At 62.7% G+C, this 14,174-nt stretch carries 12 protein-coding genes; all 12 read right to left on the reverse strand.

The features are described from left to right. Window positions 1–598, reverse strand: a 598-nt coding sequence (locus QM672_RS29240) for a Clp protease N-terminal domain-containing protein (protein WP_415086825.1), incomplete at its 3' end; no start/stop codon positions are given. Window positions 599–915: 317 nt separating this feature from the next. Continuing rightward, window positions 916–2,940 (reverse strand): cache domain-containing protein, encoded by a 2,025-nt coding sequence (locus tag QM672_RS29245; protein ID WP_415086827.1) that lies wholly within the window; start codon window positions 2,938–2,940, stop codon window positions 916–918. After that, window positions 2,933–4,327, reverse strand: a complete 1,395-nt coding sequence (locus QM672_RS29250) for a sigma-54-dependent transcriptional regulator (protein ID WP_367624498.1) — start codon at window positions 4,325–4,327, stop codon at window positions 2,933–2,935. Before QM672_RS29250 ends, QM672_RS29245 begins: the two co-directional genes overlap by 8 nt. A gap of 44 nt (window positions 4,328–4,371) precedes the next feature. Further along, window positions 4,372–4,593 (reverse strand): hypothetical protein, encoded by a 222-nt coding sequence (locus tag QM672_RS29255; RefSeq protein ID WP_311944331.1) that lies wholly within the window; start codon window positions 4,591–4,593, stop codon window positions 4,372–4,374. 22 nt (window positions 4,594–4,615) lie between these two features. Further along, window positions 4,616–4,888 carry a chaperone modulator CbpM gene (locus tag QM672_RS29260; RefSeq protein WP_376717785.1) on the reverse strand — a complete coding sequence of 91 codons (273 nt, stop codon included), beginning with the start codon at window positions 4,886–4,888 and terminating at the stop codon, window positions 4,616–4,618. A 2-nt stretch (window positions 4,889–4,890) separates the two neighbouring features. Next, on the reverse strand, window positions 4,891–5,793 hold the full coding sequence (locus tag QM672_RS29265) for a DnaJ C-terminal domain-containing protein (protein ID WP_394315158.1): 903 nt from the start codon (window positions 5,791–5,793) through the stop codon (window positions 4,891–4,893). Between the two features lie 218 nt (window positions 5,794–6,011). Then, window positions 6,012–7,919 carry a molecular chaperone DnaK gene (gene dnaK, locus QM672_RS29270; RefSeq protein WP_311944328.1) on the reverse strand — a complete coding sequence of 636 codons (1,908 nt, stop codon included), beginning with the start codon at window positions 7,917–7,919 and terminating at the stop codon, window positions 6,012–6,014. Window positions 7,920–8,225: 306 nt separating this feature from the next. Continuing rightward, window positions 8,226–8,861 (reverse strand): nucleotide exchange factor GrpE, encoded by a 636-nt coding sequence (grpE, locus tag QM672_RS29275; protein WP_415086830.1) that lies wholly within the window; start codon window positions 8,859–8,861, stop codon window positions 8,226–8,228. Between the two features lie 114 nt (window positions 8,862–8,975). Next, window positions 8,976–9,092, reverse strand: a complete 117-nt coding sequence (locus tag QM672_RS29280) for a DUF2474 domain-containing protein (protein ID WP_311944326.1) — start codon at window positions 9,090–9,092, stop codon at window positions 8,976–8,978. Then, window positions 9,092–10,096 carry a cytochrome d ubiquinol oxidase subunit II gene (cydB, locus tag QM672_RS29285; RefSeq protein ID WP_367624502.1) on the reverse strand — a complete coding sequence of 335 codons (1,005 nt, stop codon included), beginning with the start codon at window positions 10,094–10,096 and terminating at the stop codon, window positions 9,092–9,094. Before cydB ends, QM672_RS29280 begins: the two co-directional genes overlap by 1 nt. Before the next feature lie 5 nt (window positions 10,097–10,101). After that, window positions 10,102–11,514: a cytochrome ubiquinol oxidase subunit I gene (locus tag QM672_RS29290; protein WP_415086834.1), complete on the reverse strand. Its 1,413-nt coding sequence runs from the start codon at window positions 11,512–11,514 to the stop codon at window positions 10,102–10,104. A gap of 169 nt (window positions 11,515–11,683) precedes the next feature. Next, window positions 11,684–13,951, reverse strand: a complete 2,268-nt coding sequence (locus QM672_RS29295) for an FdhF/YdeP family oxidoreductase (RefSeq protein WP_415086836.1) — start codon at window positions 13,949–13,951, stop codon at window positions 11,684–11,686. Between the last annotated feature and the right edge of the window lie 223 nt (window positions 13,952–14,174).

The following is a 14,174-nucleotide window of genomic DNA, read 5'->3' on the forward strand; positions in this document are numbered from 1 at the left end:
TGCGCCGCGACAGCACCTGGATGGTGCGGCGGATTTCCTCGTCGCGGCCGATCACAGGGTCGAGCTTGCCGTCCCGTGCTGCCCTGGTCAGGTCGCGGGCATATTTCTTCAGGGCGTCATAGGCATTCTCGGCCGACGCGCTGTCGGCGGTACGGCCCTTGCGCAGTGCGTCCACGGCCGCGCTGAGGTTGCGGGGGTCCACACCGCCCTCGACGAGCAGTTTGCCCGCCTCGCCGCTCTTGTCCGCGACAAGCGCCTGCAACAAGCGTTCAACCGTCACGAAACTGTCGCCGGCCTTTTCCGCCGTGCTCTGCGCGGCAGCAAGGAGGCGCGCCGTCTCAGGGGCCAGATGGACCTGCCCGGACCCCGTACCGGAGACCTTCGGCAATTTTGCCAGAGCGTCTTCGGTCGCCTGCAGGATCGCGCGCGAATTGCCGCCAGCTCGGTCGATCAGTCCCGAAACGAGGCCTTCCTTGTCGTCAAGCAGGACTTTCAGCACGTGAAGAGGGGTCAGTTGCGGATTGCCCTCACGCGAAGCGAGGAATTGCGCCGACTGGATGAAGCCACTGGCGCGATCAGTATATTTATCAACGTTCATCGAGCCATCCTTCAAGGCAGAGACAACTGGTCGAAACGAGAGCGGTGGAAACCGACACACCTGTTGTTCGACGGGGCGCGAGCATGAAGGCCGCAGGCCCCCCGATATCGTAGCGCGGCGTCCTCCCCATGACCTCGATCCTCCACGATCCGTTCGCATGCCCCTCGGCGCGCCGGCACGGCTGCCCAGCCATAGGAGCAACAGGCGTGCCAATTTGAAAAGAAAGCGAAATCAATCAGATAGAACTTCGCGTCCACCGGCGACGGACACTATGTCGAAGAGGCCACGGACAAAATGTCCGCATCATCGAGGCGGCATCAACCGGCTTCCGGCAGCCAGACGAGGAATGTCGTGCCCCTGCCCGGCTCGCTCGATACGGAAATCCTACCACCCTGCCGCGTCACCAGCATCTGGCTGATCGAGAGGCCAAGTCCGGTGCCCTCGCGCGTCTTGGTGGTAAAGAACGGGTCGAACACCCTTTCGATCACCTCCGCCGAAATACCGGCGCCGGTGTCCGCAACCTCGATGGCCACCCCCGCCCAGCCATCCATGTCGCTGTCATGGTTGCGTAGGAGAAGGCGCCCGCCATGCGGCATGGCATGAATAGCGTTCACGAGCAGGTTGACCAGGACCTGCTGCAATTCGGTGCGGTTCATCGCGATCAGGCGGGACGCGCGATCCTCCCGCTCCAGGGTGATCGTCGTCTTCCTGATGAGATGCTGAACGAGCGGCAGTGTGTCGGAAACGATGGCGGCGACGGCATAATGCTCGGTATAGCCGGCATATTCCTGGGGCTTGGCAAATTGCAGCAGCTTGGTGATGATTTCGCTGATGCGCGCCATCTGCTGGTCGATGAGGCGGAACTCCACCTTGGCCTTTTCAGCTTCGGCGCCCATCAGCTCGCGGATCACCTCGAGATTGCCCTGCATCACGGCGATCGGATTGTTGATTTCATGGGCAATGCCCGCGCTGATCTCCCCGATCGCCGCAAGCTTCTCCGACATCACGAGCTGCTTGGTGGTGTTTTCCAGCTGCATGGTGGCCTGGTGCAGTTGGTGGGCACGTTCCTCGACACGGCGATTGAGCTCGTCGTTCCAGTGACGCAGCCGTGCATCGCGTTGCTGGAGCAAATCGAGGAGATGATCGAGGTGAAAAGCCACCTCGCCGATCTCGTCCTTCGTCTTCACATGACCGGTTCGCGCGGACAGGTCGCCGGCTTCAACACGCGAGATCGCGCCCGTCATCCGCTCCAAAGGCCTGAAAATATTGGTTGCCCAGATCAGGAACAGGGGAACCGTTGCCGCCACCGCCAGCAGGAACGCCCCGGCAAGCGTCAGCAAGGTCTCATATTTGGCCTGTGTGAACGGTTTTTGCAGAAAACCCACATAGAGCATGCCGACCCGCCGGCCATAGCTGTCGATGATGGGCTCATAGGCAGAGATGAACCAGTCGCTGACGACGAAGGCGCTGTCGCGCCATGTCCGCCCCTGGTCGAGCACGGCATTGCGCACGACTTCCGAAACACGGGTTCCGATTGCACGCTGTCCTTCGAACAAACGCACATTGGTGCTGATGCGAATATCTCCCAGGAACAGCGTGGCCGTGCCCTGGCTCCCCTCGGGCAGGCCGGCCTCATGGTAGATCAGGTCGTTGATCGTATCGACGAAGGCAAGATTCTGGTTGAGCAGCGTGCCGCCGACCAGGGCTGCCCGCCGACCATCCGGCAATGTCAAGGCCGTGGCCGAGTGGAGCACCAGGCCGCGGCTTTCCTGGGAGGGCGTGACGGCGGTACTGCCGAGGGTGGGCACGATCTCGATACGCGCTCGTGCGGCGAGATCGGGGGAGAAGGCACCAAGCTCTTCGGCTTCGAAAACATCGACGGCCGTCTTCGAGTGCCCTTCGAGGGCCGAACGGATGATCGGCCAGCTCGAACGCACGGAGGACGATGCCGTGGCATAAGCGCTCGCGAGTATCCGGCCATTGTCGTCGACGATATAGAGGAAATCAAACTGGCGCGCCTGTGCGATCTCCTTGAGAAGCGAAGTAAACGCCGCGTTCGGATAACCGTTTTGCTGAAGCAGGTTCTGGAAACGCGCCGATTCACTCACCGACGCCAGCCGTGAATCCGTATTTTCGAGAATACGGGCCATATACTGATGGGCAATCGTCAAGTCGTCATTGACCTTGGAGATTGCCATGGCATCGAACCGGGCATTCCAGCGATAGAGGCTGATGCCCAGCAGCAATGGCAGGATCACGAGCATGGGCACGAGCGCGATCGCAAGCAGGCGATAGCGTACCGATCTTCTTTTTCGGGCTCTCGGGGCTTGGTCCCTAGACATTCCAGCTGACGCATTTGCGATCGATGGTCTTGCGCGAAATGCCGAGGCGGCGGGCAGCCTCCTCGCGATCGCCCTTGACTTCACGCAGAACCGACAGGATGTGGCGCCGTTCCACCTCGGCCAGGCTCTGGCCGCCCCTGTCGTCATCGCCGTCACTGGCAATGCGTTCGATATCCTCAGGAAAACCGCCGAGGATCACCGTTCGTTCGATCAGGTTGCGAAGTTCCCGGATGTTTCCCGGCCAGTCATAGCGTGCCAGCGCAGCGCGTACCCTGTCGTCGATGGCGACGGGAGGCATGCCGAGCTGCTGGGCGAATTCGCGCATGAACAAGGCCGCGAGTTCCTGTACGTCATCGCCGCGATCCTTCAGCGGCGGCAGATGGATCTGCACGACATTGATACGGAAGAAGAGATCGGCGCGAAAACTGCCGGCCTCGACGCGCTTGGGAAGATCGGCATTGGTGGCAAAGATGAAGCGGGCGTCGAAGGGAACCTCGCGTTCCGAACCGACCGGCCTGACACGTCGATCTTCCAGGACGCGCAGCAGCTTGGTCTGCAGCGAAAAGGGCAGGTCGCCAATTTCATCGAGGAACACCGTGCCGCCCTGGGCATGCATGAAAAGCCCCTCCCGCGCCCTGCCCGCACCGGTGAAGGCCCCTTTCAGATGGCCGAACAATTCGCTTTCGATCATGTCCGCCGGGATGGCACCGCAATTGATGGGCACGAAAAGCTTGTCTGAACGACCGGAAAGCGAGTGAAGCGAGCGCGCCGCGACTTCCTTTCCGGTTCCCGACTTGCCGGTCAACAGGACCGATGTCGGCAAGGGCGCAACGCGTGCGATGGTCTGACGCACATTCTGGATCGCCCTGGAGTCACCGAGCAGCTTGTTGCGCAGGAAGATCTGATGGCCTGGCGATTTCAGCTCGTGGTGCAGGACGTCGTTCTCGCGCTGCAACCTGATCCGGTCGAGGCAGCGAGCAACCGCGTTGAGAAGCTGGTTGGAGCGGAATGGCTTGAGCACGAAATCGACGGCGCCGGCCCGCAAGGCACCGATCGCGGTGTCCAGATCGGCATAGGCCGTCATCAGGATGACATCGGCAAAGAAGCCGACGGCTCGCTGTTCGGCAAGCCAATCCAGGCCGTTCTGTCCCGGCATGATATTGTCGAGAATGACCACGTCGAAATGCTGCTGGTCGAGTTTCTGGGACGCCTGTTTGGTGTCCGCGGCTTCGGCGATCAGCCTGCAGCGCGGCCCCAGGATCTTGACCAGGAAATTGCGCATGCCCGGTTCGTCGTCGACGACCAGGATCGAAGCCTGGGCCAGCCACGGCCCGAATTGTGGATCCGCGGCAGGGCCGGCAGTATCGTGAGCGGGATCCTCGGACATCAATACTCCTTCCCAACCGCACCCTGGCCAGACATGAGGAACCGTCAGCCCCCCAGAAATGCGGGCGCCAAACTCTCTTCCACCATCTCCCGGGCGGCCTGGGGCGTCTGCTGGCTGCCGTCAATGTCGAGGCGGGTCGCTGCCTCGAACAGCAAGGCGCGTACATCGTCGGCGGAAAGAAGGCCCTTGGCCAGGAGCTTGCGCACCAGGGCCTGCAGGATGAGGACATCGATCCCCGGTTCGGACGCCATTGGGCTTTCGTTCATGCCACTCTCCCCCTGCCTCTAGCTAGGAACGCTCCTGCAGATCTCCACGCAGCTGCGCCAGGGCCTGGCGCAGCCCATGGAGCTGATCCATCAGATGCAGGATAACGTCGATACCCTCGTCATTGGCCCCGATATCGTTCTTCAAATCCTGGATCAGGCGCGCGCGTGCAATGTCGATCTCGGTGAATTGCACCCCCGCCTGCGTCTGCCGGGGAATGAGCCAGCGCTGCTCGAGCCAGAGTTCGAGCGTCTGCACCTGGATGCCGGAACTCGCCAGAAATTGCTGCTTGTTCATGCTCATGATGCTCTATCCTCGCGGGGATTGAAGTCCTTGCCCTTCCAGTTCGAAACAAAGGCTTCGAGTTCCGGATCGGGCCCTTTGGGAAGGACGATCTTGAGCCTGACGAACTGGTCGCCCTGTCCTCCCCCCCGACGCGGCGCCCCCTTGCCCTTGAGACGCAGGGTCGTGCCGGTGTTCGCCCCTTTCGGCACGGACATCGTTACATCGCCGCTCGGGGTGGGAACACGCACCCGCCCCCCGAGCACGGCCTCCGACAGCGAAATCGGCAATTCCAGCGTGATGTCGTCGCCCTCGCGCGTGAAGCGCCTATCCGGCAGGACTTCCACCTCGATCAAGGCATCGCCGGGACCGCCCGTACCGGCGCCCGGCGCGCCCTTGCCCTTCAGGCGCAGGGTCTGTCCATCGACCAGGCCGGGCGGAATCTTCACATCGAGCGTGCCGCCATCCGGCAGGGTCAGGCGCTTGTTCGCTCCCATGACCGACTCGACGAACTCGATCGGCAGCCGATAGTGCAGATCCTGGCCGCGCCGGTTGGCACGCGCCCGCTGGCCGCGCCTCAGCAGCTCGGCAAACGCGTCCTCCCCGTCCATGAAGTCGGCAAAACCGGAGGCATCGGCATAGGGATGGTCGTGATCGGCGCCCGCATATTCGCGGTAGAAATGCTGGGGCGGGCGTTCCGCACCGCTCGCGTCGATCTCGCCATTGTCGAAGCGCTTGCGCTTGTCGGCGTCGCTGAGCAGGTCGTAGGCGCCCGCGACTTCCTTGAACTTCTCCTCGGCGCTCTTGTCGCCGGGATTGAGATCCGGATGCAGTTTCTTCGCAAGCTTGCGATAGGCGCTCTGGATTTCGGCCGACGATGCCGTTGGGGCAACACCCAGAACCTCGTAAGGATTTCTCACAACTTACTCCGATAGCATGTCCACGGCGTTTTGCGGTTTGACGGCTCACGGGTTTCAGGAGGCGCCCCATCGCGCCTCCGTTCGATGCTGGAAACGCCGGGACTCGGCCCGGCGCAGGCCCTCGATGCTAGAGCATTTTCAGCGGCCAGTCAGGCAGGCTTCGCCTCGCGAACAAAATGCCTTTCACGGCAGGATCGGCCTGCATACCTGCCGTAGGATCAACCCGATTTCTTTGCATCACTGTCGTCGACTTCGCTGAATTCGGCATCGACCACATCGTCTCCGCCGGCATGAGAAGTCGTATCGGGCGATGCGCCCGGCTGCGGCTGCGCATAGGCCGCCTCCGCCAGTTTCTGCGAGAGTTGCTGCAAGGCGGCCGCCTTGGCGGTGATCGCGGCTGCATCCTCGCCTTTCGCCGCCTCGCGCAGATCGGCCATGGCATTCTCGATCGCCCGGCGATCCGCCTCGGCCACCTTGCCGCCATGCTCGGCAACCGCCTTCTCGGTCGCATGCAGAAGGGCCTCCGCGCTATTCCTCGCTTCCACGGTCTCCCTGCGCTTCTTGTCCTCGGCGGCATGGGCTTCGGCATCCTTGACCATCCGCTCGATGTCGGCTTCGGAGAGGCCGCCGGACGCCTGGATCTGGATGCGCTGCTCCTTGCCGGTCCCCTTGTCCTTGGCGGAAACATTGACGATGCCGTTGGCGTCGATATCGAAGGTCACGTCGATCTGGGGCACGCCGCGCGGAGCCGGCGCGATGCCCATCAGGTCGAACTGGCCAAGCAATTTGTTGTCGGCCGCCATCTCGCGTTCGCCCTGGAAGACACGGATGGTGACGGCGTTCTGATTGTCCTCTGCGGTCGAGAACACCTGGCTCTTCTTGGCCGGAACGGTGGTGTTGCGTTCGATGAGGCGCGTAAAGACGCCGCCCAGCGTTTCCAGCCCGAGCGAGAGGGGCGTGACGTCGAGAAGCAGGACATCCTTGACGTCACCCTGCAGCACGCCGGCCTGGATTGCGGCGCCGACCGCGACGACCTCGTCGGGATTGACGCCCTTATGCGGCTCCTTGTCGAAGATCTTGCGCACGATCTCCTGGATCTTCGGCATCCGGGTCATGCCGCCGACCAGCACGACCTCGTCGATGTCCTTGGCCGCCAGCCCCGCATCCTTCAGCGCATTGAGGCACGGCTCGATGGTTCGCTGCACCAGGTCCTCGACCAGGGACTCGAATTTCGCCCGCGTCAGCTTGATCTGGAAATGCTTGGGGCCGCTGGCATCGGCCGTGATGTAGGGCAGGTTGATTTCCGTCTGGGTGATGGTGGAGAGCTCGATCTTGGCCTTCTCCGCCGCCTCCTTCAACCGCTGCAGGGCCAGCTTGTCCTTTCTCAGGTCGATGCCCTGCTCGCGCTGGAACTCATCGGCCAGGTAGTTCACCAGGCGCATGTCGAAGTCCTCGCCGCCGAGGAAGGTGTCGCCATTGGTCGACTTCACCTCGAAGACCCCGTCGCCGATGTCGAGGATGGAGATGTCGAACGTGCCGCCACCCAGATCGTAGACGGCAATCTTGGCCTGCTTCTTCTTGTCGAGCCCATAGGCAAGCGCCGCGGCCGTCGGCTCGTTGATGATGCGCAGCACCTCGAGCCCCGCAATCTTACCGGCATCCTTGGTTGCCTGCCGCTGCGCATCGTTGAAATAGGCGGGAACCGTGATGACGGCCTGCGTGACTTTCTCGCCGAGATTGGCCTCGGCGGTCTCCTTCATCTTCTGCAGGATGAAGGCCGAGATCTGCGAGGGCGAATAGGCCTTGCCCTGGGCCTCCACCCAGGCATCGCCATTGGCCGCCTTGACGATCTTGTAGGGGACCAGCGCCTTGTCCTTCTCCACGGTCGGATCGTCATAGCGTCGGCCGATCAGGCGCTTGACCGCAAAGATCGTGTTGGTCGGGTTGGTCACCGCCTGCCGCCTAGCCGGCTGCCCGACGAGACGCTCGCCATCGCCGGTAAATGCGACGATCGACGGCGTGGTCCTCGCGCCCTCGGCATTCTCGATGATACGCGTGTTCTTGCCATCCATGACTGCAACGCATGAATTGGTCGTTCCCAGGTCGATTCCGATGATCGTTGCCATGAAGGTGCTCCCTGTTATTGAATTTTGGACTGTGTGTTCTGCGTTTCTCGTCGTTGACGCTGCCTGGGCGTCTCAGGCAGCGGATTGGCCGCCTGGTGGCGAACGGCCGGATATCGTCGAATGCGATGCCATGATGTCCCGTCAGTGGGCGCCCTTCGCAGACGCTGGTCCTGATGCGACAGCAACAGACGTGCCAGACTGGATACGCAGCAATATCAAAGACTTATCGGAAAGGTTTCAGCCCATTGGGACAACCTGTCCGTTCGACGCCGGACAAACTGTCCTCAGGCAGAGCCGGCCAGGCCGTCAGGGCTGCCTTCCGGCTCCGGGTTCCGCCGGCTGCCTCGGCCCGCCGCTGGAAACGCCGACCCTGGCCGGGCGCAAGGAGCGCGCTCCGATCGAATACCCGGCGTCGACGACCTTGCTGACGGTGCCGCTCGGCACCGAGGGATCGGGCACCTCGAACATGGCTTCGTGGAAATTGGGATCGAAGCGCTCTCCCAGGGGATCGAGCTTCCTGACACCATGTCTTTCCAGGGCACGCAGCAGCTCTTTTTCCGTGAGCTCCACCCCTTCGATCAGCGTCCTGACCGCCTCGTCGCCTTCGCGGGCTTGCGCCGGCACATTGGCGATCGCGCGCTCGATATTGTCGGCCACCGCCAGCATGTCGCCGGCAAATTTCGCGATGGCATATTGGCGTGCATCGTTCAGGTCACGCTCGGCCCGGCGGCGGACATTCTCGGTTTCAGCGAGGGCCCGCAGCAATCGATCCTTCAGCGCGGCATTGTCAGCCTCGAGCCTGGCGATGACCGCTGCGGCATCCTCAGCCGGTCCGGCCACGGATGGATCGCCCCGGTCCGTCGCCTTCGCTGTTGGCTCAGAGGCGTTTGCCGGCTCCGGTGACCCATGAATGTCGTTCTCGGGTTTGGCTCTTCTGGTCATTTCGCCTCCCTGTCGGATGCTTCCATATGAATGCCGCTATGCTGTATTCCCCGAAGCATGAGCCCTGTTCCCGACTGTCCAACGCCGATCCGGCTCAAGAAGATCCATTCAGGTTTAGCGCAGAAGGCATAGCCGGATCACCGCCGCCACCGTCCCAAGCGTGGCGATGCTGGCGGCCCAGATCGCAACCATCCAGGCGAACCGTTTCCAGAAGGGCGCCTGCGGAGCCATCAGTGATAACCATGGACGCCGGCCTTGCCGCGAAATACCCAATAGGCCCAGCCGGTATAGACGAGGATGAGCGGGATGATGACAAGGGCCCCGACAAGCATGAAGGCCTGGCTTTCCGGCGGCGCCGCCGCCTGCCAGATCGTCACGGCGCGCGGCACCACATAGGGATAGATGCTGATCCCCAGCCCGATGAAGCCGAGCAGGAACAGCGCCAGGGCCATCAGGAAGGGCAGCCGCTCCCGCTCTCGCCGCAGGCTCCAGAAGAAGGTCGCCGTACAGATCGCCACGAGCAGCGGCACCTGGGCCGTAAGCAGCACGCCGGGCATGGCGAACCAGCGTCGCCAATAATCATAATGCAGGAATGGCGTGGCCGCGCTGACGGCGCCGAGCGCTAGGAGCGTGGCGACGCCCAGCCAGAACGCCAGGTGGCGGGCATGGCGCTGGCTCGTCCCTTCCGTCTTCCAGATCAGCCAGCTCGCCCCCAGCAAGGCATAGCCGGTCACCACGGCCAGCCCCGTCAACACACTGAAGGGGCTCAGCCAATCGAGCCAGCCGCCGGCATAGGCCCCGTTCTCGACATGGACGCCTTGCAGGATCGCACCGAGCGTCACGCCTTGTGCCGACGCCGCGACGACCGACCCAAGACAGAAAGCCGTGTCCCAGAATGGACGGTGGCGCGGATCGCGCCAGCGAAACTCGAAGGCGACGCCACGAAAGACGAGCCCGAGCAGCATGGCGATGATCAGCGGATAGGTGGCCGGAAGGATGATGGCATAGGCCAGCGGGAAGGCAGCAAGCAGGCCGCCACCGCCCATCACCAGCCAGGTCTCGTTGCCGTCCCACACCGGTGCGATCGAGTTCATCGCCTGGTCGCGCTCCTCGCCCACGGCGAAGGTGGGGAACAGGATGCCGATACCGAGGTCGAAGCCGTCCATGACGACATAGGCCATCACCGCAAAGCCGATGACCGCCGCCCAGAAGATGGTGAGATCGATGCTGCCCATCCCGATCAATCCTTCGCCGCCATGGGAACGCCGACGCTTGCTGCGGGCGTGATACCGGCCGCGCGTTGCGGCAGGTTCGGTGGCTCGCTCTCGCCACGTCCAGGCGCCTTCGCCATCAGGCGCAACAGATAATAGGTGCCGGCCCCGAAAGCGCTGAAATAGACCAGCACGAAGGCAATGAGCGAGGCGGCAACGGCCGGCGCAGCGAGCGGCGAATGGGATTCGGCCGTTCGCAGCAAGCCATAGACCGTGAAGGGTTGCCGCCCGACTTCCGTCGTCACCCAGCCGGCAATCACCGCGACGAAGCCTGCCGGTCCCATGGCCACGGCGCCGCGATGCAGCCAGTGCCAGTCATAGAGCCTGCCCCGCAAGCGTGCGAGCAGGCTCCACAGGCCGATGCCGAGCATGGCGAAGCCGAGCGCCACCATGATCCGGAACGACCAGAAGATGATGGGGGTGGGAGGCCATTGGTCCCGTGGAAAATCGGTCAGGCCCGGAAGCGGTGCATAGGGATCGTGCCTGAGGATCAGCGAGCCGATATGCGGTATCGACACTTCGTAGCGCACGCGCCCTTCTTCGTTGTCCGGCAGGCCGAACAGCACGAGGAGCGCGCCATTGGGGCTGGGCTGGTAGTCGCCCTCCATGGCCAGCACCTTGGCAGGTTGATGCTCCAGCGTGTTCAGGCCATGGGCATCGCCCGCCAGGATCTGGATAGGCGCCACGATCGCCGCCATCCACATCGCCATCGAAAACATCTTGCGCGCACCGGCATTGCCGCGGTCCTTGAGCAGGTGCCAGGCGCCGACGCCTCCCACCACGAAGGCGGTGGTGAGATAGGCGGCGATCACGGTATGGACCAGGCGGAAGGGAAAGCTGGCCGTGAAGATGATCGGCAGCCAGGACCCCGCCGGTACGAACTGCCCGCTGGCATTGACGGCAAACCCCGCCGGCGTCTGCATCCAGCTGTTGACGGCAATGATCCACGTCGCCGAGATCAGTGTGCCGAGAGCAACCATGCAGGTGGCGAAGAAGTGCAGGCCCCGGCCGACCTTGCTCATGCCGAACAGCATCACGCCGAGGAAGCCGGCTTCCAGGAAGAAGGCGGTCAGCACCTCATAGGCCATCAGCGGGCCGATGATCGGGCCCGCCTTGGTCGAGAAGACCGACCAGTTCGTACCGAACTGGTAGGACATCACCAGGCCTGACACGACGCCCATGCCGAACACGACGGCGAAGATCTTCAGCCAGTAGCGATAGAGATTGGCATAGACGCCCTTGCCCGTCTTGAGCCACAGCCCTTCCAGCACCATCAGATAGCTTGCAAGCCCGATGGAAAACGCCGGAAAGATGAAGTGGAACGACACCGTGAAGGCGAACTGCGCACGCGCCAAGATCACCGCATCCAGTTGCCCAAGCAACGCCCCCTCCCCTCAAAGAAGCCGAAAGATACCGTCCCCGGGATTGGCTGGCGCCGGGGACCCTTTTGCCAAAGCGTTTTGCGATTTGGTTGAATCACCAAGGATCGCAAAGACGCGTCGCAACAAAGAGCCGGAGACAGGCCGCGGCTCCGGGAGACCGCACTTCGCCCTACGCCCCGACGACGCGTACCGGTATCGATTTGGCGGCCGGAGTCCCGCTGATCTTGTCGTAATATTCGAGAGGCAGCAGCGGATTGAGCTCGGGGTAATATCCCGCCACGGCTCCGCGGGGCATCGGATAATCCAGCACCGTCAGGCCCTCGACGCGACGCATGACCCCGTCGTCGCTGATGGTCTCCAGCGCGATGCGTGAGCCTGCGTCCAGACCTCGCGCCGCGCGATCCTCGGCATTCATGAACAGGATCATGCGGTCGTTGTAGACGCCGCGATAGCGATCATTGTTGCTGTAGATGGTGGTGTTGAACTGGTCATGCGAACGGACCGTGGCCAGCCGCAGCATCGACGGGTCGGCGACCGGGACATTCACGTCGAGACCGGGCAGAAGCAGGAAATTCGCCTTGCCGTTCGGCGTCGGCCAGACCCGCCGCCGTGGTGGCACATCGAGATGAAAGCCCTTGGGATCCTTCACCTTTTCCGCAAAGCCGGCATAGATGTCCGGATAGACCTCGGCGATCTTGTCACGGATGAGATTGTAGTCGTGGATGTAGCTCGCCCAGGCGACCTTGCTGTTGGGCAGGCTTGCCAGGGCCATGCGGCAGACGATTTCCACTTCCGGCAGCAGATGGGCGCTGGCAGGCGTCAGCACGCCGCGCGAGGCGGTGACGTTCGACATGGAGTCCTCGATCGTCACGAATTGTTCGCCGGCTGCCGTATGGATCACCTCCGACCGGGAAATGACGGGCAAGATCAGCGCATCGCGTCCGTGAACGAGATGGCCGCGATTGAGCTTGGTGGCGATGCCGACCGTCAGGGCCAGCTTGCGCATCGCCGCATAGGATCTGTCGGTGTCGGGAATGGCGCGAACGAAATTGCCGCCCATGCCGATGAAGACCTTGGCCGTGCCCTTTTCCATTGCTTCCACGGATTCGACGGTGTGATGGCCGTGATGGCGGGGCGGCTCGAAGCCGAACACGTCGCGCACGCGGTCCAGATAGTCCTGGGAGGGTTTTTCATCGATGCCGACGGTGCGATCCCCCTGCACGTTCGAATGGCCGCGAATGGGTGAGATGCCCGCACCCGGCTTGCCGAAATTGCCCCGGAGGAGGAGCAGGTTGACGACCTGCTGGAGCAGGCGCGAGCCTTCCTGGTGCTGGGTGAGGCCCATGCCGTAGCAGATCATGGTTGCGCGCGAACGGATGTAGATCTCGGCGCAGCGGCGTATCTGGTCTTCCGCCAGTCCGGAGATCGCCACGATATCCGCCCACTCCTGCGCCATGACATCGGCGCGGATCGCCTCCAGGCCGACGGTATGCCGGCTGACGAAATCCGCATCGATGATCTTCTCGCCTTGCACCTCGCGCTCGAAGATCACCTTCATCATGCCCTTGAACAGGGCGAGGTCCCCCCCGATGCGGATATGGACGAATTCGCTCGCGATCGCCGTCGAGCCGAAGGTCGCCATCTGCACGACATCCTGCGGCTCGGTGAAGCGTATCAGCGCCCTTTCCGGCATCGGGTTGACGGCCACGATCGGCACGCCGCGTTTTCGCGCCTCGACCAGATTGGTCATCATCCGCGGCGAGTTGGTGCCGGTGTTCTGGCCGATGACGAAGATGGCCTCTGCGTGCTCGAAGTCCTCCATCACAACCGTGCCCTTGCCGACCCCGATGGAAGCAGGCAGGCCGCGGCTCGTCGGCTCGTGGCACATGTTCGAACAGTCGGGAAAATTGTTGGTCCCGAATTCCCGGACAAAGATGGAATACAGGAAGGCAGCCTCGTTGGGCGTGCGCCCCGAGGTGTAGAACTCCGCCTGATGGGGGCTTTCGAGCGCCTTGAGGTGATCGCCGATCAGCGCAAAGGCGGCCTCCCAATCACAGGGGACATAGCGGTCGGACGCCGCATCGTAACGCATGGGTTCGGTCAGCCGGCCCTGCATTTCGAGCCAGTAGTCCGACTGCTCCATGAGTTCCGAGACGGTGTGCTTTTCGAAGAACTCCCGGGTGATCCTTCTCTTGGTCGCCTCGAAGGCCAGCGCCTTGGCGCCGTTCTCGCAGAATTCGAGGGTCTTCTTGTGGTCGGGATCGGGAAAGGCGCAGCTCGGGCATTTGAAGCCGCCGGGCTGGTTCATGGCGAGCAGCGCGCGCGACCCCTTGGTGACGACGCTCTGCTCCAACAGCACCTTGGCAGTCGCTGCAGCAGCGCCCCAGCCCCCTGCCGGATGATGGTACGTCTTATATTCAGGCTTGTTGTCGGCCATGCTCGAAACCGCTCCGCGGAAACTGTCGAGCACATAGTAAAACACTCTATCTATTTGAAATCTATAGACATTTTGTCCATTTTGCATGGACAAAATGTCCAAGAAATCGTGGATTTCCGGTACCAAGTCATTGACGTTTCGTCCGGCCCGGAGGTGGCACGAATGATGCCTTCAGAACAACCGCCCAAGATCGGAGAGTCCCCACCCTCGCTCGCTGCCATAG

Origin of the sequence: Labrys sp. (in: a-proteobacteria), from assembly GCF_047605565.1 — a bacterium.
Classification (GTDB): Bacteria; Pseudomonadota; Alphaproteobacteria; order Rhizobiales; family Labraceae; genus Labrys; species Labrys neptuniae.

Coding starts and splice junctions, on each gene's coding strand:
- cydB (WP_367624502.1), bottom strand. CDS start 10,096: ATGGGCAGCATCGATCTCACCATCTTCTGGGCGGCGGTCATCGGCTTT.
- QM672_RS29280 (WP_311944326.1), bottom strand. CDS start 9,092: ATGGCTCCGCAGGCGCCCTTCTGGAAACGGTTCGCCTGGATGGTTGCG.
- QM672_RS29250 (WP_367624498.1), bottom strand. CDS start 4,327: ATGTCCGAGGATCCCGCTCACGATACTGCCGGCCCTGCCGCGGATCCA.
- grpE (WP_415086830.1), bottom strand. CDS start 8,861: ATGACCAGAAGAGCCAAACCCGAGAACGACATTCATGGGTCACCGGAG.
- QM672_RS29295 (WP_415086836.1), bottom strand. CDS start 13,951: ATGGCCGACAACAAGCCTGAATATAAGACGTACCATCATCCGGCAGGG.
- QM672_RS29255 (WP_311944331.1), bottom strand. CDS start 4,593: ATGAACGAAAGCCCAATGGCGTCCGAACCGGGGATCGATGTCCTCATC.
- dnaK (WP_311944328.1), bottom strand. CDS start 7,919: ATGGCAACGATCATCGGAATCGACCTGGGAACGACCAATTCATGCGTT.
- QM672_RS29245 (WP_415086827.1), bottom strand. CDS start 2,940: ATGTCTAGGGACCAAGCCCCGAGAGCCCGAAAAAGAAGATCGGTACGC.
- QM672_RS29260 (WP_376717785.1), bottom strand. CDS start 4,888: ATGAACAAGCAGCAATTTCTGGCGAGTTCCGGCATCCAGGTGCAGACG.